The organism is Streptomyces sp. 6N223, from assembly GCF_052246635.1.
Classification (GTDB): Bacteria; Actinomycetota; Actinomycetes; order Streptomycetales; family Streptomycetaceae; genus Streptomyces.
The window spans coordinates 33,157-52,787 of the sequence record NZ_JBQQCA010000002.1 but is presented as its reverse complement, the minus strand read 5'-3'; the positions used below and the strand labels follow the sequence as shown (position 1 = coordinate 52,787).

Annotated in this window: 19 protein-coding genes and 1 pseudogene; 7 read left to right on the top strand and 13 right to left on the bottom strand. The window is 70.7% G+C overall.

From position 1 onward, the window contains the following. Positions 1 to 95 precede the first annotated feature (95 nt). The gene (locus tag ACTWQH_RS01965) at positions 96 to 941 is read right to left on the bottom strand and encodes a helix-turn-helix transcriptional regulator (RefSeq protein ID WP_443284688.1); all 846 of its coding nucleotides are present in this window, start codon (positions 939 to 941) and stop codon (positions 96 to 98) included. Between the two features lie 27 nt (positions 942 to 968). Then, on the bottom strand, positions 969 to 1,997 hold the full coding sequence (locus ACTWQH_RS01960; RefSeq protein ID WP_443284510.1) for an alcohol dehydrogenase catalytic domain-containing protein: 1,029 nt from the start codon (positions 1,995 to 1,997) through the stop codon (positions 969 to 971). Positions 1,998 to 2,167: 170 nt separating this feature from the next. Between ACTWQH_RS01960 and ACTWQH_RS01955 the strand changes: the two genes are divergently transcribed. Next, complete coding sequence (locus tag ACTWQH_RS01955; RefSeq protein ID WP_443284687.1) at positions 2,168 to 2,401, top strand: hypothetical protein; 234 nt, start codon at positions 2,168 to 2,170, stop codon at positions 2,399 to 2,401. 105 nt (positions 2,402 to 2,506) lie between these two features. Here ACTWQH_RS01955 and ACTWQH_RS01950 read toward each other — a convergent pair whose 3' ends face one another. Further along, entirely contained in the window at positions 2,507 to 3,067 is a 561-nt protein-coding gene (locus tag ACTWQH_RS01950) for a hypothetical protein (protein WP_443284509.1), read from the bottom strand. A 307-nt stretch (positions 3,068 to 3,374) separates the two neighbouring features. Between ACTWQH_RS01950 and ACTWQH_RS01945 the strand changes: the two genes are divergently transcribed. Then, the gene (locus tag ACTWQH_RS01945; protein WP_443284508.1) at positions 3,375 to 5,714 is read left to right on the top strand and encodes a rhamnogalacturonan lyase; all 2,340 of its coding nucleotides are present in this window, start codon (positions 3,375 to 3,377) and stop codon (positions 5,712 to 5,714) included. A gap of 34 nt (positions 5,715 to 5,748) precedes the next feature. Here the strand turns inward: ACTWQH_RS01945 and ACTWQH_RS01940 are convergent, their stop codons facing one another. Beyond that, on the bottom strand, positions 5,749 to 7,050 hold the full coding sequence (locus ACTWQH_RS01940; protein WP_443284507.1) for a TerD family protein: 1,302 nt from the start codon (positions 7,048 to 7,050) through the stop codon (positions 5,749 to 5,751). An 86-nt stretch (positions 7,051 to 7,136) separates the two neighbouring features. Here ACTWQH_RS01940 and ACTWQH_RS01935 point away from each other — a divergent pair, with 86 nt between their 5' ends. Continuing rightward, the gene (locus tag ACTWQH_RS01935; protein WP_443284506.1) at positions 7,137 to 9,017 is read left to right on the top strand and encodes a P-loop ATPase, Sll1717 family; all 1,881 of its coding nucleotides are present in this window, start codon (positions 7,137 to 7,139) and stop codon (positions 9,015 to 9,017) included. A 21-nt stretch (positions 9,018 to 9,038) separates the two neighbouring features. Here the strand turns inward: ACTWQH_RS01935 and ACTWQH_RS01930 are convergent, their stop codons facing one another. The 3 genes from ACTWQH_RS01930 to ACTWQH_RS01920 form a co-directional block, all read right to left on the bottom strand. Continuing rightward, complete coding sequence (locus ACTWQH_RS01930; RefSeq protein WP_443284505.1) at positions 9,039 to 9,959, bottom strand: transglutaminase-like domain-containing protein; 921 nt, start codon at positions 9,957 to 9,959, stop codon at positions 9,039 to 9,041. Between the two features lie 165 nt (positions 9,960 to 10,124). Then, positions 10,125 to 10,505 (bottom strand): VOC family protein, encoded by a 381-nt coding sequence (locus ACTWQH_RS01925; RefSeq protein WP_443284504.1) that lies wholly within the window; start codon positions 10,503 to 10,505, stop codon positions 10,125 to 10,127. A gap of 142 nt (positions 10,506 to 10,647) precedes the next feature. After that, entirely contained in the window at positions 10,648 to 11,880 is a 1,233-nt protein-coding gene (locus tag ACTWQH_RS01920) for a low temperature requirement protein A (RefSeq protein WP_443284503.1), read from the bottom strand. A gap of 447 nt (positions 11,881 to 12,327) precedes the next feature. Here ACTWQH_RS01920 and ACTWQH_RS01915 point away from each other — a divergent pair, with 447 nt between their 5' ends. Next, the gene (locus tag ACTWQH_RS01915) at positions 12,328 to 13,719 is read left to right on the top strand and encodes a condensation domain-containing protein (RefSeq protein WP_443284686.1); all 1,392 of its coding nucleotides are present in this window, start codon (positions 12,328 to 12,330) and stop codon (positions 13,717 to 13,719) included. 60 nt (positions 13,720 to 13,779) lie between these two features. On the opposite strand, the gene ACTWQH_RS01910 is transcribed toward ACTWQH_RS01915, so the two are convergent. The 4 genes from ACTWQH_RS01910 to ACTWQH_RS01895 all read right to left on the bottom strand — a co-directional run bounded on the left by ACTWQH_RS01910 (position 13,780) and on the right by ACTWQH_RS01895 (position 16,681). Next, positions 13,780 to 15,264 carry an AAA family ATPase gene (locus ACTWQH_RS01910; RefSeq protein WP_443284502.1) on the bottom strand — a complete coding sequence of 495 codons (1,485 nt, stop codon included), beginning with the start codon at positions 15,262 to 15,264 and terminating at the stop codon, positions 13,780 to 13,782. Between the two features lie 79 nt (positions 15,265 to 15,343). Then, positions 15,344 to 15,589 (bottom strand): hypothetical protein, encoded by a 246-nt coding sequence (locus ACTWQH_RS01905; RefSeq protein WP_443284501.1) that lies wholly within the window; start codon positions 15,587 to 15,589, stop codon positions 15,344 to 15,346. Positions 15,590 to 15,645: 56 nt separating this feature from the next. Then, positions 15,646 to 15,855, bottom strand: a complete 210-nt coding sequence (locus tag ACTWQH_RS01900; RefSeq protein WP_443284500.1) for a DUF397 domain-containing protein — start codon at positions 15,853 to 15,855, stop codon at positions 15,646 to 15,648. Continuing rightward, positions 15,839 to 16,681 carry a helix-turn-helix domain-containing protein gene (locus tag ACTWQH_RS01895; protein WP_443284499.1) on the bottom strand — a complete coding sequence of 281 codons (843 nt, stop codon included), beginning with the start codon at positions 16,679 to 16,681 and terminating at the stop codon, positions 15,839 to 15,841. Before ACTWQH_RS01895 ends, ACTWQH_RS01900 begins: the two co-directional genes overlap by 17 nt. 159 nt (positions 16,682 to 16,840) lie before the next feature. Between ACTWQH_RS01895 and ACTWQH_RS01890 the strand changes: the two genes are divergently transcribed. Further along, positions 16,841 to 16,981 (top strand): hypothetical protein, encoded by a 141-nt coding sequence (locus ACTWQH_RS01890; protein WP_443284498.1) that lies wholly within the window; start codon positions 16,841 to 16,843, stop codon positions 16,979 to 16,981. Next, positions 16,978 to 17,124 (top strand): annotated as a pseudogene (locus ACTWQH_RS01885) (DUF7848 domain-containing protein); the annotation flags it as partial. The gene ACTWQH_RS01890 and the pseudogene ACTWQH_RS01885, both read left to right, overlap by 4 nt. Before the next feature lie 54 nt (positions 17,125 to 17,178). On the opposite strand, the gene ACTWQH_RS01880 reads toward ACTWQH_RS01885, so the two are convergent. Further along, positions 17,179 to 18,399: an RNA-guided endonuclease InsQ/TnpB family protein gene (locus ACTWQH_RS01880; protein ID WP_443284685.1), complete on the bottom strand. Its 1,221-nt coding sequence runs from the start codon at positions 18,397 to 18,399 to the stop codon at positions 17,179 to 17,181. Continuing rightward, positions 18,396 to 18,833 (bottom strand): IS200/IS605 family transposase, encoded by a 438-nt coding sequence (gene tnpA / locus ACTWQH_RS01875; protein ID WP_443284497.1) that lies wholly within the window; start codon positions 18,831 to 18,833, stop codon positions 18,396 to 18,398. The genes ACTWQH_RS01880 and tnpA overlap by 4 nt, the downstream gene beginning before the upstream one ends. 358 nt (positions 18,834 to 19,191) lie before the next feature. Here tnpA and ACTWQH_RS01870 point away from each other — a divergent pair, with 358 nt between their 5' ends. Continuing rightward, complete coding sequence (locus ACTWQH_RS01870) at positions 19,192 to 19,626, top strand: hypothetical protein (RefSeq protein WP_443284496.1); 435 nt, start codon at positions 19,192 to 19,194, stop codon at positions 19,624 to 19,626. The last annotated feature ends 5 nt before the right edge of the window (positions 19,627 to 19,631 follow it).

Sequence of the window (19,631 nt, the reverse complement as noted above, 5' to 3'; positions counted from 1 at the left end):
CCCCAACGGCCGGGCGGACCCGGAGGGTGTGTGCGCGTCGGATCACCAGCGTAGGGGGAGCGCGCGCTCGGCGCTCGTTGAGCGCGAACGCCGTGTCAGGCGTCGGCAGAGCGGTCGCCGACGACGGGCAGGAGCCGGAGTTTGTCGTGGCTCTCGGTCCCGGGCGTGGCGGTGAAGACCAGCAGGAACTGGTCCTGGTCGGCGTCGTGCAGGAACTGGCAGTGGAGTTGGAGAACGCCGAGCTCCGGGTGGACGACGCGCTTGAGCTCGGGGTGGCGTACGCCGACCTCGTGCCGGCGCCACAGCGCGGCGAACTCCTCGCTCCGGCCCAGCAACTCCACGACCACCTCCGCCGCGCGGGACCCCGGGCCGTGGCGGGCGTACGCGGCGCGCAGGTCGGAGGCGAAGGCGCGGCCGTGGGTGGGGTGGTCGGCCTCCGGGTAGAGGCGCCGGGCGCGGGGGTCGGTGAACCAGCGGTAGATCGAGCTGCGCGCCAGCCCGGTGAAGCGCGTCTCGTCGCCGAGCAGCGCGACGGCGTGGCGCGTCTGCACCAGCGTCTCGTCCAGGCCGTTGAAGACCTGGGCCGGGGTGTCGGTCAGCCGGTCCAGGATCCGCATCATGCCGGGGCTGACGTGGTCGCCGCCGGCGCCCGGGGCGCGGTTGGGGGCGTTGTGCCCGCCGATGCGGAACAGGTGGTCGCGCTCGGCCAGGGTGAGGCGCAGGCCGCGGGCGATCGCGGCGAGCATCGGCTCGGAGGGGAGCGGGCCGCGCTGCTGCTCGATGCGGGTGTAGTAGTCGGTCGACATGGCGCACAGCACGGCGACCTCCTCCCGCCGCAGGCCCCGGGTGCGGCGGCGCGGGCCGCGCGGCAGGCCCACGTCCTCGGGCTGGAGGGCCTCGCGGCGGGTGCGGAGGAAGTCGGCGAGCTGGGCGCGGTCCACGGTCACGCTCCCCATGATGCCCAGGCCTCAGCGGGTGGGAGCGGGGAGGAGGACGTTGCGGTAGCGGGCCCGGCCCATGGCCTGGAACGCCTCCTCGGCTCGCTCCAGCGGGTAGGTCTCGACGATCGGGCGTACGCCCTTGAGCGCGGCGAAGTCCATGGTCTCCTCCGCGTCCTTGGCGTGGCCGCTGTACCAGCCGCCGAGCTGGCGGCGGCCCAGGAGCATGGGGCCGGCGCCGACCTCGATCGGCCCGGCCTCGTCGATGGCGAGAACGACGAGGCGGCCGTTCGGCGCCAGGCCCTGGATCAGGTCGCTCTGGGCGGCGCTGACGCCGACGGCGGCCAGGATGGCGATCGCGCCGCCGAGGCGGGCCAGCGCCTCGCCCGCGCTGCCCTCGGTGCTGTCGATGTACTCGTCGGCGCCGAGCCCGCGGGCCTCCTTCTCCTTGGCGCGGCCGCGGCTGATCGCCACGGTGCGGAAGCCCATCCTGTCGGCGAACTGGAGGGCGAGGTGGCCCAGGCCCCCGATGCCGTGGACGGCGACGGTGTCGCCGGGGCGCGCGCCGCTGTGGCGCAGCGCGTTGAAGGTGGTCAGCCCCGCGCACATCATGGGAGCGGCCTCCTCGTAGGAGAGGGCGTCGGGGATGCGGGCGAGGGCGTCCTGCGGGGCGACGGCGTACTCGGCGTAGCCGCCGTCGTAGGTGGAGCCGACGATCTGGCGGTTGGCGCAGGTGGCGAAGTCGCCCCGGCGGCAGGCGGCGCAGGCGAAGCAGGAGCCGCCGTGCCAGCCGATGCCGACGCGGTCGCCGACGCGCCAGGCGGTGACGCCCGCGCCGACCGCGTCCACCTTCCCGGCGATCTCGTGCCCCGGCACGCGCGGCAGCCGCGTGCCGAGCGCGCCGTGGCGGGCGATGTTCTCGCCGCCGCACACGCCGCAGGCGCGCACCCGCACGAGGACCTGGCCGGGGCCGGGCTCGGGCACCGGGAGGCTGGTCATGGCGAAGGCGGCGCCGGGGGTGACGGCCTGGACGGCGCGCATGGTGGTCGTGGACGGCATGGGGGTTCTTCCCTCCGGGGATGCATTGGGGATGCGTTGGGGGTTGTGCGCGCATGCTGCTGCCGCGCGTCGACAACACCCTGCGCCCCCAGGGTCCGGGGATGAAGGCACAACCCATCCAGGGACCGCCGATCCCCCCATACGATCAGTCGGTGGACACCGAGGGCAGCATGGACGCCAAGTACCCCAAGAAGTGCACCCACTGCGGTGCCGCCGGGCTGGAACAGGGTTTCGTCGAGGACGCCGGGCAGGCGTCCCGCGGCTACGCGCGCTGGATCAAGGGCCCCCTCGAACGCGGCATCTTCGGCGGTGCCAAGCGCGTGGGCCGGGAGCGCTGGCGCATCGACGCCTACCGCTGCGCCCGGTGCGGGCATCTGGAGCTGTTCGCCCTGCCGGACTGGTGACGACGGCGCGGGACGTGACGGCGCGGGACGTGACGATGCGGGACGCGACGGCGCCGTGGCGCGGCCGGCGTGGGGCCGGTCGCGCCACGGCGGCGCGTCGCGTCGTCAGGCGGGGCAGGAGATGCGGGGGTTCTCGGCGGTGAAGAGGCCGTGGGGGTTCTTCTCCCAGACCCAGGCGTGGAGGGAGTAGAAGGGGACGCTGGTCGTCGGGGAGTCGAAGCGATGGCCGAAGAGTTCGTCGGCGGACTCGGAGCCGTACTCGACGGCGACCAGTTCGAGTGAGCCGTCGCGCTGCGGGGCGTACACCAGGATGTTGGGCTGGGTGATATCCAGCTCCTCCTGGTCAGTGGCGATGGCGCGGGCGTAGTGGACGCCCATGCCCGGCACGCACTCCGTGGCGAGGAGGTAGCCGTCGGCCTCGGCTTCCTCGACGTCGTGGTACTGGGCGGTGGCGTGCTTCACCGCCTCGATCTGGCTTCCGAGGTCGGAGTGGTGGTCCCCGTGCTGGTCGTTGCCCTGCCTGTTGCCCTTGTGCTCGGGCTGCTGCTGGGCGGCGGTCGGCTGCTCGTGGCCGCCGCCCCCGCCGCCGGAGGCGAAGGCGACGCCGGTCGTCGGCGTCAGGGCCAGGGCGAGGGCGGTGATCCCCGTCAGGGTTCTCTTGCGCATAGGTGCCGTCTCTCCTCATGTGTCCGTGGGGGTTGTCGGTGGATACAGGCCGTGTGGGATGGGCGGCCATGACTGATCGTTGTCCGGCACCCGAGGGGCGGCGAGCCGGGGACGGCCGAACGGGAAGCGGGCGCGGCCGAACGGGGGGTGGGAGGGCGGGCGGATGTGCGGAGGGATGTGCGTCCGATGTCTTGACGGCGCGCGCGGGCGCTCGTAGCGTCACGGCCGTCGCCGTTTGAAACGACTCAATGAGCGACTCAATGAATGACTCAATGAGCTCGATGGCCCCGCGCGGAAGGGATGTCCCATGAGATCCGACAAGCGTGCCCGGCGACGCCGCCGGGCGGTCGGGTTGCTCGCCCCGGTGTTGGTGGCCGGGGTGGTGGTGACCGGCGGCGCCGCGCCCTCGGCCGCGGGGGCGGGGGCGGTCGAGACAGGGCGCCACCACGGGCCCCGGCTGGAACGCCTCGACCGGGGCCTGGTGGCCGTCTCCACCGGCGAGGGCGTCTTCCTGAGCTGGCGGCTCCTCGGCGACGAGGTCACCGGCTCGACCGAGACCGGCATGGACGGCGTTGACTTCCGCGTATATCGGAACGGCAAGCGCATCGCCAGCGTGACCGACAGCACCAACTACCTCGACAGGGACGCCGGTACGGGCGGGGAGTACCGGGTCGCCGCCGTGGTGCGCGGGCACGTGGTGGACGTGAGCGAGCGCGTCTCGCCCGAGGCCCAGGCGTACTACGAGGTGCCGCTGACCAAGCCCGCCGACGGAGTGACCCCGGCCGGGGAGGAATACACCTACCGCGCCAACGACATGAGCGTCGGCGACGTGGACGGCGACGGCGCGTACGAGTACGTGGTGAAGTGGGACCCCTCCAACTCCAAGGACGTCTCCCAGGTCGGATACACCGGGAACACGTACGTCGACACCTACGAGTTGGACGGGACCTTGCTCCACCGCATCGATCTGGGCGTCAACATCCGCTCCGGCGCGCACTACACGCAGTTCCTCGTCTACGACTTCGACGGCGACGGCCGCTCGGAGCTGATGTTCAAGACCGCGCCCGGCACGAAGGTCATCCGCTACGACGAGGACGGGGACGTCGTCTCCGAGGAGTACATCACCATGCCGCGCCGGGACATCCGCGCCGGGTACTCCCACACCGATGACTACCGGCTGAGCGCCGAGGGCTACTACGACCACCTCGTCGGGATGTTCATGGACTGGCACGCGCACCCCGAGGTGGTGTCGGGGGACTGGCCCGCCACCATCGAGGAGGCCCTCGGCATCACCGGCCGCGAGCCCTACGACTACCCCCTCAGCCGCGCCCACGCCGAGGACCTGGCCGACCACTTCATCGACGTCTACGCCCCCGCCCGCAGCAGCCGCAACAACCTGCGCGCCTTCGCGGGCTTCGTCCTCACCGGCCCCGAATACCTCACCGTCTTCGACGGCGAGACCGGCGAGGAGCTCGACACCGAGCGATACCCGGTCCCGCGCGGCGACGACGGCCTGATGTGGGGCGACTACGCCATGAGCCGCATCGAGCCCGGCAACCGCGTCGACCGCTTCCTCTCCGGCGTCGCCTACCTGGACGGCACCCACCCGTCGGCCGTCTTCGCCCGCGGCTACTACACCCGCACCACCGTCGCCGCCTACCGCTGGGACGGCCGCGACCTGCGCCCGCAGTGGGTGGCCGACAGCGGCCACGCGCCGATGAGCAACCCGTTCAACGCCTCCCCGCACGGCGTCGAGGGCCCCGACCCCGAGTGGGGCACCCTCACCACGCAGGGCTTCCACTCCCTCGGCGCCGCCGACGTGGACGCCGACGGCCGCCAGGAGATCGTCTACGGCGCCGCCACCCTCGACGACGACGGCAGCCTGCTCCACAGCTCCTACGCCGAAGGGCCGCCGGAGAGCGCCGTGCCCGGACAGAACGTCAAGCTCGGCCACGGCGACGCCATGCACGTCGGCGACCTCGACCCGGAGCGGGACGGCCTGGAGATCTTCACCGTCCACGAGGGCGGCACCTACGCCCCGTACGGCTTCGCCATGCGCGCGGCCGAGAGCGGCGAGGTGATATACGGCGACTACACCGGCGTCGATACCGGCCGCGGCATGGTGGGCGATGTGCGGCCCGACGTGCCCGGGCTGGAGACCTGGGCCTCGGTGCCGCAGCAGGCCTCCCAGACCGGCCTGTGGTCGGCGTCCGGGGAGCACCTCGGCGGCGAGACGCCCGGCACCAACGCCAGCATCCGCTGGTCCGGCGACCTGACGACGCAGTTCGTCGAGGGCACCGCCACCGATGTGCTGGAGACGCCCACCATCGAGGACTTCCGGCGCGGCACCCTGCTGAACGCCGAGGGCACGCTCACCAACAACCACACCAAGGGCAACCCGTCGCTCGTCGCCGACGTCTTCGGCGACTGGCGCGAGGAGCTGATGGTCCGTACCGCCGACAGCTCGGCGATGCGGATATACATCAGCACCGAGGTGACCGAGCACAAGCTGTACACGCTGATGCATGACCCGCAGTACCGGGTGGACATCGCGCGGCAGCAGACCGGATACAACCAGCCCGCGTACCCCAGCTTCTACCTCGCCTCGGACATGGACTTCTCGGAGGTGCCGCTGCCCGAGCTGTGACCGAGGGCCCGAGCTGTGACCGAGGGGCCGAGGGCTAGGGCTCCAGGTCCTTGAACTCCATCGGGCCCGCGTCCATCTCGATGGTCCCGTCGAGGTGCAGCACCGGCCGCTCCTCGCTGTCCGGCGCGCCGTACTCCTCGACCTGACGGATGGCCGCGCCCTCGGGCTCGGTGAAGTCGACAAAGGCGATCGCGACCCAGTACCGGAAGTCGTGATCCTCGTAGAGAGGAACGGTGACGGTGGAGCCGCGCCCGTCGGTGACCTCGACGTGGGCGCCGAAACCGCGGAAGGAGCCGTCGCCGTTCTCGACCGCGGAGTACGCGCACAGCAGCACGTATCCCTGCTCGTCGGGGCGGGCGATGCGGATCGTCTCGCGGCCGGGGACGCGGGCGTCGCCCTCGAGCGCGATGTACGGCGGGGCGTCGAGCGAGCCCAGCCTGCGGTAGTAGACGGCGTTGGTCTCGTCGGGGCGGTACGCCTCGGGCCTGGGCTCCTTGGCCTTCCGCCGCCACCGCGACGTCTTCCCACTCTCGTCCGGAGCGGGCGGCGGCGGCGTCTGCGGGGCGGTGCGCAGGGGCGTGCCCTCCGGGCGGTGGCCGTGGCGCACCACGGTGCCCGCCGCGACGGACCCGCGCAGCGCGGTGGCGGCGGGCACGTACAGCGCGTACAGGTCGAGGTCCGCGCCCTTCTCGCGCCGCTCGTCGCTGCCGCCGTCCCACACCAGCGAGGCGGTGACGACGAGTTCGCGGTCCTGCTTGTCGAGGCTGATCGAGACGCGGCCGCTCTTCTCCAGGCTGATGCTGACCGGCGCCGGGGGCTCGGCTGCCGTGGGGTCGTCGTCGACGGTGATGCCGAAGTCGGTGGCGAGGCCGGCGAGTCCGGAGGCGTAGCCCTGGCCGACGGCGCGGATCTTCCAGCCGTCGCCTCGGCGGTAGATCTCCAGGAGCACGGCGGCGCGTTCGCCCTCGGTCATGGGCGGGACGGGGAAGACGACCTGCCGGCTGTCCTGGGTGGCGGAGGCGGAGAGTTCCTTGACCTCGGCGAAGGTGCGGGCGGGGTCCTCCGGGTCGCAGCTGGCGACGATGGCGACGCGGTCGACGGCCGGCGGGAGGGCGTGGGGCTGGATGGTGAGGCGTTGCTCTGCTTCGAGGCGGACGGCGCCGGCTTCGGCGGTGGGCTGGTTGAAGAAGACCATGTCGTCGTCGGAGCGCACCCGCCCGTCCGGGCCGAGGAGCAGCGCGCTGACGTCGAGCGGCCCGCCCGCGTACCGCAGCTCCACCGCCACCGGCACACCGTCGGCCAGCGGCGCGTTCCCGCCCTTCGCCAGCTCCGTCATGCCAGATCTCCCCCTGATGCCCCCCTTGTGCCGGAACCATACGACCGTAACACCCGCCCTCGCGCCGGGGGCCTACGCTGGAAGGCGTGATCGGTCAACAGGACGTCGTGCGGCGGCTGTTCTTCGGGCGGGACGACGCGGAGAACGATCTCGCGGACGGGCTGCTGCGGGAGGGCTTCGTTCCCACCTCCGCGTACGAGGCCGCGCTGACAGGCCGCAAGAGCCTGATCATCGGGCGCAAGGGCTCCGGCAAGTCGGCGATCTGCCGGCGCCTGGCCTCCAAGGACGGGTACGCCGGCGCCTCGGTCCTCATCACCCCCGACGACGCGGCCGGGGACGAGATCCGGCGCTTCGAGCTGCGCGGGCTGACCCCCGACACCGCCAAGTCGCTGATCTGGCGCTACGTCTTCGCCGTCCACGCCGCGCGCCACCTCGTCGCCCACACCCCCCGTCGCTGGCGCCGCGCGCCCGCCGCCGTGCGGGCGCTGCGGGCGTTCCTGAAGGCGAACGACGAGGCCGGGGACGAGCGGCTCTACGACGACCTGCGGCGCGGCGCGCTCGGGCTCCAGGCGGCGTCCCTGTCCCTGAACGCCTTCGGCATCGTCGAGGCGTCCGCCGAGCTGGCCGGCGGCGGCGCCGGAGGGTCGGAGGGCGCCCGCGCCACGCGCCTGCTGGAGGTGCTGGAGCGCGGCGTGGCCGCCGCCTTCGCCGAGGTGGACTACGCCGCGACCCACCCGCCGCTGCTCTTCCTCGTCGACCAGCTCGAACAGGTGTGGACCGTCGACCCCGACAGCCACGCCCTCGTCACCGGCCTGCTGCTCGCCGCCAAGCACGTCACCAGCGAGTACGGCCGGGCCGCGCGCTGCGTGCTGTTCCTGCGCTCCGACATCTACGACTCGCTCAACTTCTCCGACGGCGACAAGTTCCACAGCGACGAGCTGCGCATCGCCTGGGACAAGCGGGCGCTGCGCGATCTGGCGGTCGCCCGCGCCAGCGCCTCCCTGCGCCGGCAGGTCGGCGACGTCGAGATGTGGCGCGACATCTTCCCCCAGACCGTGCAGGGCGCCTTCACCCCCGACTACCTCTTCTCCCGCACGCTTCTGCGGCCCCGCGACGCCATCCAGTTCCTGACGCTGTGCCGCGACACGGCGGCGGGCAACGGCCATCCGGTGGTGGGCGAGATCGACGTGTGGGAGGCGACGCGTCAGTTCTCCCAGTGGAAGCTGACCGACCTCGCCAAGGAGTACCTGGTCAACTACCCCTTCCTGCGCGCCCTCTTCGCCTTCTTCGAGAACGCCGGCCCGGTCGTGACGCGGGAGGAGCTGGCGGCCCGCTTCGAGCGCCGCCGCGAGACGCTGCACGCCGAGTACCCGGCGTACGCCCAGTACCTCACGCCGCAGGGCATCGTGGACGCGCTGTTCAGCATCAACTTCCTGGGCGTGCGGCGCGGCAACGACGTGGTGTACGTGGGCGGCACGCGCGCCCCCGTCCAGCCGGACGAGGACGAGTTCCACATCCACCCCTGCTTCCGCCCCGCGCTGGGCGCGGACGCGGCTCCCGACGCGCGGCCGGCTCCCCCGGCGGAGCCGCAGCGCTACGCGGTCCCCAGCTGGTCGGCGTACCAGCAGCGGCAGAGCGGGGCCGACGTCGGCTTCGGCCTCGACCGGCGGTCGCGCCTGCCCATGGCGTACGAGCGCGCCATCACGCGGGTGCTGGAGGAGCTCGACCGGTCCGCCGTCCCCGCGTCCCGGCGGTCCGAGCTCTCCGGGGAGCTGCGCGCCCAGCTCCTGGCGCCGCACGACTCCGACGCGCACGTGCTGACGGGGGCGGAGTACCTCAACCGCGTCGCCGCGCGGATCCTCCGCGAGGACCCCGCGCTCGCCCGGGCGATCGAGGACGAGGTACGCGCGCTGCGCCGCGTCGTCGGCGGCGCCGAGGGGCGCGGCACCGGCTCGTCCTCCGGCTAGGGCGGCCTGCGCTACGCGCCGTCACGCGCGCAGGGCGACCTGGGCCGGGCCGTTGAACGGTGCCAGTGACAGCACCGTGGCCGGCGTCCGCAGTTCGTCGTTCTCCGTGAACAGCGTGCGCGCCGCGCCGAAGGGCACGTCGTCGCCCGCCACCTCGGCGACGCGGTCGTAGAGCTCGCGAATCGCGTCCGTCATTTCCCCGTCGCCGTCCGCCTCCGTCCCCCAGACGTCCCACAGCAGCGTCTCCACCTTGTTGAGCGCCGCGAGGTCCAGCCGCATGTTGCCCGCCACGAACCGCTCTCCCACCAGGGGCCCGTCCGGGAGGAGCAGCCCGAACGTCTTCGGGTCCGCCTCGCCCGCGCGGATGGCCCGCCAGGCGGAGCCCGCGACCAGGAAGCGGTCGCGTGGCACGTCCATCGGATCGAAGTCCACCTCGTACCTGTCGGTGATCGACGGGTCGGGCAGCTGCGGGTCGGCCAGCAGCCAGCCGCGCTCGTCGTCCCAGTACTCGGTGACCACGTGATCGAAGTGGAAGCCGTCCGCGCCCCAGTAGTCGGCGAAGCCGGAGCGCAGGCGCGCCGGGATGCCCGCCTGGCGCAGGAAGGAGCAGTAGAGCAGCGCGAAGTCGCGGCAGACGCCGACGAAGCGGTCGGCGAACTCGCGCCGCAGCGCGAGTGGCGCGTCGTTCCGCTCGGTGATGATCCGCAGGATGTCGTCGACGTACCGCGTCTCGGCGTCGTTGTGGAGGCGCTCGCGCGGGATGGCGTAGTGGAAGTGTTCGCCCTCCAGGCGATGGATGATCAGATGCCGGGCAACGGTGAGGAGCTGGGCACGGTCGGCGGGCAGTCCCGAGTAGAGCGGAGCGAGGGCTCCAGGGTCCGAGCAGGTGCTGTGGGTGGCGTAGAAGGCGGCGGCCTCCGGTGCGAGGTCGGCGGATGGCATGGCTGGGCCCCCAGGAGGCATCGATCTCATGTTCGACTGTCGGGTGACGCCGCTCAGCGTGCCAATTTCACTCGGAACTGTCCAGAGATTCCGCGCGGCCGTGGCTCGTGCCAGGGGCCCAGGCTCCAGGTCAGATCCCTGGTGCCGAGGTGTGACCGATGAGCGTCAGAGGGGGGCGAGGCGGGCCTTGAGCAGGCAGAACTCATTGCCTTCGGGGTCGGCCAGGACGTGCCACTGCTCCTCCCCTGTCTGGCCGATGTCGGCCGGGCGGGCACCGAGCTTGAGAAGGCGTTCGAGCTCGGCGTCCTGATCGCGGTCGGTGGCGTTGACGTCGATGTGCAGCCGGGACTTCGCCTTCTCCGGCTCATCGCTGCGACTGAGGATGATCGTCGGCTGCGGACCGCCGAACCCTTCGCGCGGCCCGATCTCCAGCGTGCCGTCGTCCTCGCGATCGAGCACGACGAAGTCCAGGACCTCGCACCAGAACCGGGCCAGCAGCTCAGGGTCGCGGCAATCGAGCACGAGCTCACTGATACGACATGCCATGAACGGAACCTACTCTCAGCCTGGGCCATGCGGGGGAGGTCGCACGCGGACCTCTTGGCTCCCAGCAGCGAAAACAATCCCGCAAATTTTATCGGACGAGGCGAGCACGGGCGAAAGGATTTCAGGGCTGCCCCTGTCCTGATCAACTCACGTCGTCGCGCACATCGGTCCCCGCTCCGGTCCCCGCTCCGGCCCCTGCTCCGGCCCCCGCTCGCGCCAGCCACGTGCCGCAGCCCACCAGCGCCGCCATCACCACGCCCGCCACCAGCACCGACGCCGCGTCCCCCGCGAAGGTCGCCAGCAGCACCAGCAGCGCGGCGGCCGGGAAGAGCAGCGCGTGCAGCGGGCCCGTGTGGTGGGGCCGCACCTGGAGGAACCACAGCACCAGCAGGAAGACCGCCACGGGCACGGTGAACGCCGCCGAGGCCGCTGTGGCGGTGGTGTGGGCGTGGTGGGTGACGTGGTCGACGTTCACCGCCAGGCCCGCGCCGACCGCCGCCGCCGAGGCGAAGACGATCCAGTGGCCGTACCCCCACAGGAAGGCGGTCCTGCCCGACTCGCTCAGGAAGGCGTGCGCGGGCTTGGAGAAGTACAGCCACCACATGGCGAAGACCGTCAGCAGCCCGCCCCCGGCGACCACGAACAGCTCGCCGCTCACCTCGTCCGCGTCGACCGCCTGCTGCACGGCGAAGGTCGCGGAGAGCACCGACTCGCCCAGCACGATGATGGTGAACAGCCCGTAGCGCTCGGCGATGTGGCGCGGATGCCAGGGCGTGGCCCCGGCTCGCTCGGCCCAGACCGGGACCGCCAGGTCGAGGAGCGCGAACAGCGCGAAGACCGGCATCTGCCAGGACGACGGCACGGCCAGCCACGCCACCCACAGCGACTGGACGACCGCCAGCCCCAGGGCGTAACGCCGGGCCGTGGCCCGCCGCTCCACGTCCGCGCGGGCGGCGCGCAGCCACAGGCTGATCAGCGCCAGGCGCATGATCATGTAGCCGATGACGGCGATCGCGAAGTCGTCGTCGGAGAAGGCGCGCGGCACCCCGGCCGCCAGCACCAGCGCGCCGGTGATCGTCACCAGCGCCGCGATCCGGTACGGCACGTCGTCGACGTCGTAGGCGGAGGCGAACCAGGAGAAGTTCATCCACGCCCACCAGATGGCGAAGAAGACGGCGATGTAGCTGCCGATGGCCGTGGCCTCGTGGCCGTCGCTGAGGTAGTGGTGGAGCTGCGCGGCGACCTGTGCGACCGCCACGACGAAGCACAGGTCGAAGAAGAGCTCCAGCGGCGTCGCCGCCCGGTGCTCCTCCCCGCTGTCGCGGGCGTACATCGGGCGGCGCAGGGCGAAGGGGACGTGCGCGTCGCGGGCCATGCGACGGTTGTAGCAGCTCGGCCGGCGCCGCCGAAGGGGGATCGCGGCACGGGGCACTCCCGAGCAGCGGCAGCCCCACCCCAGGGAAGGGCGGGGAAGGGCGGGGGAGGGGGCGGAGCGGGGGGCGGGTGAGGCGTGTCACTACGCCGTGGCCACATGATCGCCCGAACGGACCACCGAAGGGGGATCGGGCGCTCACACCCGATCGCTTCTGACGCCATCGTGCCTGGTCTGCGGCGTTTCCTTTACATCATCTGACTGCTTGTCCCGTTGTATCGGCCGACGGCGCTCGATCACTATTGATCACGGCGGCCCGGTGGGGACTGTCCCCATGGCGTGGCCGCGCTGCGCGCATTTGTCCGCGCCTATTCTTTGCGAACCCCTCCCCTGCCCTGCGTGTATCCAGAGGGATGCCGAGGGCATGTGAACGGAGACCCTCCTGTGCGAATGACCGATATCCAGCGCTGCGAGATCCGGCCCGGCCGTCTGGTCGAATGGACGCTGGATTCGACGACCATCGAAGCGGCGACCGGCCTGCCGGACGACTCCCGACCGCCCGCGTATATCCAGGAATCCCACGTCCGGACCGCGCGGTCGGTGCGCGAGGACGGCCTGTTCGTGCCGACCTGGCTGGGGACGGCGTTCGACATCCCCGGGCCGGTCGACCTCGACGTGCTCCAGGAGGCGCTGCGGGCCTGGACCCTGCGGCACGAGACGCTGCGCAGCGGCTTCCGCTGGATCGGCGACGAGATGCGGCGCTTCACCCTGGACGCGGACGACCTCGTGCTGCGCCGCGAGGACATCGGAGACTTCCCCGAGGCCGAGAAGCTGACCCAGTACCTGCAGGACCGATTCGACGTCGCGGCGGACGCGCTCACCTGGCCGAACTTCATCTACACGGCGGTCGTCCGGGACGAGGGCACGAGCGTCTACATGGCGTTCGACCACACCAACGTCGACGCCTACTCGATCCAGCGCATCACGGCAGAGATCCACGAGCTCTACGCGGCCGGCGTCGAGGGCCGCACGGTCGAGGCGACGCCGAGCGCCAGCTACGTCGACTTCTGCGCGAGCGAGCGGAGCAACGCCGACCAGATCGACGACACGCACGCGATCGTCGCGCGCTGGCGGGAGTTCATCGCCCGCTGCGGCGGCAAACTGCCGAATCTGCCGCTCGACCTCGGCCTCGACCCCGACGGGCCGCTGCCCACCCAGAAGTTCATGCACGAGATGATCGCCGGCCCCGAGGAGGCGGCGGCGTTCGAGGCGTACTGCCGCCCCCACGGCGGCAGCCTGATCGGCGTCCTCGCGGCCACCGGCCTCATCGTCCGCGACCTCGCCGGGAAGGACGTGTACCGGACCGTCGTGCCCTTCCACACGCGGGTGAAGTCGCAGTGGTCGGACTCGCTGGGCTGGTACGTGGGCGGCGCGCCGATCGAGATTCCGGTGGCTCGGGCGCGGGATCTCGACGACGCCATGGCGATGGTGCGCGCGGCCCTGCGGGAGAGCCGGCCGCTGTCGCGTATACCGATTCCGCGCGTGCTCGGCCTGCTGGGCTCGGACTTCCGGCCGACCTCTCCGGACCTGTACTCCATCGTCTCCTTCGTCGACGCGCGCGGCGTCCCGGCGTCGGAGCGGTGGGAGGAGCTGAGGGCGTACGGGCTGATCCGGGTGTCCTACGGCGACCAGGTGTGCGTGTGGGTCACCCGGGTCCACGAGGGGCTCCAGTTCGCCGGCCGCTACCCGGACAACGACGTGGCGTACAAGAGCATGCGGCTGTACGTCGAGCGGCTGCGGGACTTCATCGTCTCGGCGCCGGTGCCGGTGCCAGCGGCGTAGCCGTGTCCTGAGAGATCGGGGTCGAACAGACCAGCCAGCCCGCTCTGTTCGACCCCGATCTCACGTGCTACAGCCGTACAGGGTGGCCAGGTCGATCAGCCGGACACTGGCGTCGGCGTCGACCTCGGCGCGGGCCTTGCCGTTGAATCCCGCGCCGCTGAAGCAGAGCAGGCGGGTGTCGGTGGTGTCGTAGCGCCCGGTGGCGGCGATCAGCTCGCGGATGTGCCGGAGGCGCTCGACGTGCGCGGCGCCCATCATGTCGTTCCACTTGGCCTCGCCGATGGCGATCAGCGGCGGCTTGGCGTGGCCGTCAGGGATGCCGATGACGGCGACGTCGACCTCGTGGCCGGTGCGGGCCATGCTGTCGTGTACGACGCCGTGCCCGACGCGCGCGGGCAGGCTGCCGAGCAGCTCGGGATCGGCGTGGTGCAGGGCCCAGTCGCGGCAGACCTGTTCGAAGTGGGGCCCGAGGACGTTGCTGACGAAGCGACGGCGGCTGGCCTGCCAGACGCGGGCGGCGTTGCCCGGGCGTTCGAGCTGGTCCCATACCGGTCGCATGATGGCGTGGTAAAAGCGGATCAGCGGTTCGGCGATGCGATAGGTCGGCCGGTTGTCGCGGAAGACGTCGGCGTCCCGGTGCAGCAGCCCGGCGTCTTCGAGAACGTTGATGGGGTGCGCGATGTCGGTGGCCTTGCGCTCCAGGTACCCGGCCATGCCGCCCCGGGTGGCGTTGCCGTCGGCGACCGCGCCCAGGACGGAGAGGTACAGGGCCGTGTCGCGCAGGTCGGGCTCCTCGGCCAGCAGGTACCGGGCCTCGCGGAAGAGCGGCGTCTCGGGGTTGAGGACCGTGCGCACCACCCAGTCGTCGAAGTCCTCGGGCCCGCTCGGCGTGTCGCCACGGGCGAACTCACGCCGGTACGCGGGCGTGCCGCCGACGATCGCATTGACCTGGAGCGCCAACCGGGGATCGCCGATGCCCCAGAAGTCGGCGGCGAGCCGGTGGTCGAGGGTGCGCACGACCAGCTCAAGCCCGGCCCGGCCGCGGAGGGGGGCGCTGCCGGACAGCAGCTTGCCCATGAAGGACAGCGCAGAGCCGCACAGCAGGAGCCGGGTGCGGGAGCCGGTGCGCTGCTCGCGCAGCGGGCCCAGGGCGTTCTGGATGATCGAGGGCAGTTCGGGATTCGCCTTGGCGAGGTAGGGAAACTCGTCGATCACGACCGGCACGGGCCGGTCAGAGCCAGCGCCCAGGCCGAGCAGCGCGTCGATGGCCTCGGACCAGTCGGCGAAGTGGTACGGGGTGCCGGGCCGGGCGTGCTCGGTGAGCGCCGCGCTGATGCGCCGCAGCGACTCGGCGTCGGCCGCCTCGGTCGCGCCGAAGTAGAAGCCACCGGCGACGCGGCAGGCGGCGTCCAGGAGGAAGGTCTTCCCCTGGCGGCGGCGTCCGGAGACCACGCCCAGGGTGGCCCCGACCTGCTCGTCGGTGATGAAACGGGTGAGCGCCGACCACTCGTAGTCGCGGTCGAACATCTCGGCGGGTTTGCGCATGGCCGCCCCGAGAAAAGTAGAGGTACGTTTCTATTAAACATACCTCTACATGCTGCACGGGGATCCCTTGATCGGAGGATCACACGCCGTCCGGACCGTAGCCGAGGATGGCCTCCGGCTCCGCCTTGGTGATGGGCGGCTGGTCCCGCAGGGACTCCGCTGCCAGGCGTTCCTCCTCGGCGAACACTTCGTCGAGGAGCTGCTCCGCGCGCTCCTTCTCTTGCTGGGAGAACGGACCTTTGCGGCGCTCGTAGTCCGCCAGGTAGGCGTCCAGGATCCGCCTGCGTCGTTCGCGATCTTCTTCTTCGGATGGCGCGGAGCGCATGCTGGTTGTTGTCCTTCCACCCCGCCATGCCTGAGGTGCGGAGGGGCCTGTTCTCGTCAGGCGGATGCGATCGTGGAGACGAACGCCGTCCAGGCTGCCGCCGGGAAGGTGAGGGCCCGGCCGGTGGGGTTCTTGGAGTCGCGGACGGGGACGGTGCCGGTGGTGGCGGCGGTCGTGGGTGCCCATTCGACGCAGGAGCCACCGTTGTTGTTGCTGTGGCTGGACTTGACCCACTCCACGCCGGAGAGGTCAGGGATGGTGCTCATCGGGCAGTTCCTCCATGACGCTTGCGAGAAACGCCGCCGTCTCGCGCGGAGACAGCGCGTGGGATCTCAGCCGATCGTATGCCCGCTGGCGGGCCCTGACCCGCTCCCGGTCCTCGATGAGCGTCCCGGAATCGATGCTCTCCTCCCAGGCGACCGTGGTGCCATCGTCGATGGTCATCAGCGTCAGCAAGCCCCCTGTCAGGGCGTGCTCTCCGTGTGCGAACGGGATCAGCTGAACGACGCCGTTGGGCCGCTCGACCTGTTCGATGAGGGAGGCGAGTTGCGCCCGCATCACGGCCGGGCCGCCGACCGGCCGCCGGATGGCTGCCTCGTCCAGTATTGCCGAGTACTCCGGTGAGTTGGCCGAGCGCAGCCGCGCCTGGCGGCCCAGCCTGCCGTCCATCAGTCGCTGGATCTCCTTCTTGGTCCGCCGGGGATCGCCGACGCGGAAGGAGGCGAGGGCGTACGCCTCCGTCTGGAGCAGACCGGGGACGCTCATCCCGGCGTACTCCTCGATGGTGTGGGCCTTGGCCTCCCACTCCATCCGGTGCTTGTACTGGTCCGGGTGGATCTCCAGCTTGAGCAGCTCGTAGAGATCGACGAACCACCCACCGGTCTCAAACACGCGGTCGGCGATCTCGCTGAAGCCGTCCTGTGGCGGGGTCTCGGCGAGTTCCAGGCGGGAGAGCGTGCTCTTGCTGACGTTGAGCTTGGCGGCCGCCACCTCCAGCCCCCAGTCCGCGCGCTCGCGGAGGCGACGCAGGCGGGAGCCGTAGAAGTGCCTCACCGACAGGTACGGGTCCAGATCCTTGGGCTCGAATGTCACCTTTCCATCCCTTTGTCCTTCCCATCTTGAAGATGGGACAGGGGCCTTCTGCCAGGCCAAACGTCGCTGGGCAACGATCGGCATACTCAAGGTAGTTGGTCCGAACCCCCTCGGGGGATGACTTCTCGGGATTCGTTGAGATTTGTGGTGGTTGACGACGTGACCGAGCAGAACGACCAGGAGCAGCAGCAACAACAGTTGCCCAGCCTCGCGGAGTTGAGGGAGCGGCAGAAGAAGCTCGACGAGGAGGTGCGCAGGCACCTCGAAGCACTCAAGAAGGCGGGGCAGCAAGGCCGGTGAGCCCCAACGTCACCCTCCGGGGCGCGGACTTCGCGCTCACCGCCGAGCGGGCGCCGGGGGCGCCCGTGGCGACGTACGTGTCGCAGTGCCTGCTGTGCCGGGCGGAGTCCGGCTTAGTGGACTACGACCCCAAGCCCGTGGCCGTGTGGTCGGTGACTCCACCCACGACTAAAGTCGCGGGCTTCCTGCATCGCTGGCTAAGCAGCGACGCAGAGGACCAGCCCGGCCCTGTGCTGAACGTTCAGTGCGCCCACGTGGTCGGCATTGCCGGACCAGCCGCAGTTGATGCACTCGAACTTCGATTGGGTGACGCGGTTGTCCTTGGCGACGTGTCCGCAGCCTCCTGCGGAGAGCGGGCACGTGCGGGATGTGTTGCGGGGGTCCACCGGAACCACCAGGCGACCGGCACTCTCAGCCTTGTTCGCCAGTATGTTCAGGAAGAGTCCCACGCCCACGTCGAGGATGCTCTTGTTGAGCCCGGCCTTGGCGGCGGCACCATTCGGGAGGAACGCGCCGTCTTGTTCGGGGTCGGGCTTGGGTGCGGGCGTCTTGGTCATGCCGGCAAGGTTCAGCTTCTCGTATCCGATCACGTCGTGATCGCGGATCAGCGCGTTCGCGGCCTTGTGGTGGTGGTCGAGGCGCTGGCGCCGGATCTTGGCGTGCAGCTTGGCGACCTTCCGGGCGGCAGCCCTGTGCTTCTTCGTCCGCCTCCGGGTGCGCTTGGGGAACGTCGAAAGGTGCTGCTGCGCCTTCTCCAGCTCCCCGGCCATGCGTTCAAGGAAGCGCGGGTTCTTGACGTGTTCGCCGTTGGAGTCGGTGTAGAAGTGCACCACACCCATGTCGATACCGATGCTGCTTCCTGTAGCCGGAAACGGCTCGGCTGGTACGTCGTCACAAGTGAGGACGACATACCAACGGCGGCCTTCTCGCTTGATACTGATCGTCTTGACGCGGCCCTTCAGGGGTCTGTGCTGGTTCACGCGGACGTGCCCGACGCCTTGCAGCCGGACACGGGTCTGGCGGTCACGAGGGGTGGAGTCCCAGCGGCAGCCGTCCCCGTCCTTCGGGAAGGTCACCGTGTCGAAGTGCCCGATGCCCTTGAAGCGCGGGTATCCGGGCGTGAGACCGGCCTTCACGCGCTTGAAGAACGCAGCGAACGCCTTGTCCAGACGACGAATTGTTGCCTGCTGCGAGGAGAACGACCAGCGCCCCTGCCCTTCCGGATCGAAGGCGCGGATCTCCTTGAGCTGCGCGGACTGATCCCCGTACCTGACCGAGGTCTTGGAGGCGTGCCGGTAGGCGTCGCGGCGTTCCTGCAACGCCCCGTTGTAGAGCGAGCAATGATCCCGCAGCATCTCGGCAAGGGCCTGCTCCTGGCGCACGGTAGGGCGGAGAAGGAACTTGTAGGCGCGTATCACTTCCACGCCTCCTTCTCGCCCTTCTTCCAGGGGCGCTCCCACTGGGTATTGATGTACTTCTCCACCGTCGCGGCGCTGACCGCGCCGACGGAGGCGGCGAAGTACGACGACGACCACAGCGTGGGCATCTGCGACTTCAGGTGCGGGAACTCCGCCCGCAGTACGCGGGAGGTGAAGCCCTTGAACTGGTTCGCCACGAACGATGCCGAGTCCTTCGGACCGTGCTTGACGAAAAGGTGCACATGGTCGGGCATCACCTCAAGGGCGATGATCTCCCACCCGCGCTCCTCCGCCTTGGCCCGGACCAGCTCGTCCAGACGTGCTGCGACCCGGCCACCGAGAACCGGACGGCGGTACTTCGGGCACCACACCACGTGGAGCCCGAGGTCGTACACGCCGCCGGAGAATCGGCGAACCTTCCTGGTCACAGTCACGCGATCACTATACCTACCCGCTAGGTCTAGTACGGAGAGAGAAGCAGTACAGGGTGAACAGCGCAGATCCGTGGGTCCCGCTGATGTCAGAGCGGGCCAAAGAAGCCATTCCCCACCCCGCTAAAGCGGTGCGTCCCCTGGCTAGGTATTTGATGGATCGCTGAGTACCTGGGTCGGTACGAGTTCGAGATCAGGGACGTCATCGGCCGTTACCGCCTCTTTCGCACCAGCGACTCGGGAGGTGGCGGTTCGGGCGGCGGATATGACGGTTTCGGCTTCGGCAGTGGCGGTGACGGCGGGGGCGGAGGCGGGGGAGGTGGGGAGCAGGCGCGCCTGCGTCCGCGCATAGGGTCTGGACATGTCCTTGAGCTGGATGGTCCTCGCCTCCCGCCGGTCGATCAACCTCTCCGAGGTGCGGATGTCCTCGACCTACGCCGGGATGATCGTGGGCCAACCGTCCAAGCACGCCAACGACTCCATCATCCGGAGACGCGTGCGTGCCGCTGAGGAGGCGTACCCCGACCTGCCCGTCCATCTGGTGCCGCCCGTCATCGAATACCCGGACCTGCTGCCAGGCGCGCTCGGGCGTGTGGAGATGCTGCCCGCCGTGGCCTGCATCGGCGTGTTCGAGTCCGGGGCGATCGACCCGGCCAACGACGACGGCTGGACCTTCTCCGCGCTCGCCGTCGTCTGGTTCCAGCCCACGCCGGACCTCCCGTCGGGCGAGAGCGTCGATCCGGCCGCCCTCCGCGACATCGCCTGGGATGAGCTGGCCCGGGACTACGAACACTAGGGCGT

Excerpts from the sequence above, each read along its gene's own strand:
- ACTWQH_RS01900 (WP_443284500.1), bottom strand. The coding sequence starts at position 15,855 with ATGAGCACCATCCCTGACCTCTCCGGCGTGGAGTGGGTCAAGTCCAGC.
- ACTWQH_RS01915 (WP_443284686.1), top strand. The coding sequence starts at position 12,328 with ATGACCGATATCCAGCGCTGCGAGATCCGGCCCGGCCGTCTGGTCGAA.
- ACTWQH_RS01955 (WP_443284687.1), top strand. The coding sequence starts at position 2,168 with ATGGACGCCAAGTACCCCAAGAAGTGCACCCACTGCGGTGCCGCCGGG.
- ACTWQH_RS01930 (WP_443284505.1), bottom strand. The coding sequence starts at position 9,959 with ATGCCATCCGCCGACCTCGCACCGGAGGCCGCCGCCTTCTACGCCACC.
- ACTWQH_RS01870 (WP_443284496.1), top strand. The coding sequence starts at position 19,192 with ATGTCCTTGAGCTGGATGGTCCTCGCCTCCCGCCGGTCGATCAACCTC.
- ACTWQH_RS01945 (WP_443284508.1), top strand. The coding sequence starts at position 3,375 with ATGAGATCCGACAAGCGTGCCCGGCGACGCCGCCGGGCGGTCGGGTTG.
- ACTWQH_RS01925 (WP_443284504.1), bottom strand. The coding sequence starts at position 10,505 with ATGGCATGTCGTATCAGTGAGCTCGTGCTCGATTGCCGCGACCCTGAG.
- ACTWQH_RS01910 (WP_443284502.1), bottom strand. The coding sequence starts at position 15,264 with ATGCGCAAACCCGCCGAGATGTTCGACCGCGACTACGAGTGGTCGGCG.
- ACTWQH_RS01950 (WP_443284509.1), bottom strand. The coding sequence starts at position 3,067 with ATGCGCAAGAGAACCCTGACGGGGATCACCGCCCTCGCCCTGGCCCTG.
- ACTWQH_RS01920 (WP_443284503.1), bottom strand. The coding sequence starts at position 11,880 with ATGGCCCGCGACGCGCACGTCCCCTTCGCCCTGCGCCGCCCGATGTAC.
- ACTWQH_RS01940 (WP_443284507.1), bottom strand. The coding sequence starts at position 7,050 with ATGACGGAGCTGGCGAAGGGCGGGAACGCGCCGCTGGCCGACGGTGTG.
- ACTWQH_RS01960 (WP_443284510.1), bottom strand. The coding sequence starts at position 1,997 with ATGCCGTCCACGACCACCATGCGCGCCGTCCAGGCCGTCACCCCCGGC.
- ACTWQH_RS01905 (WP_443284501.1), bottom strand. The coding sequence starts at position 15,589 with ATGCGCTCCGCGCCATCCGAAGAAGAAGATCGCGAACGACGCAGGCGG.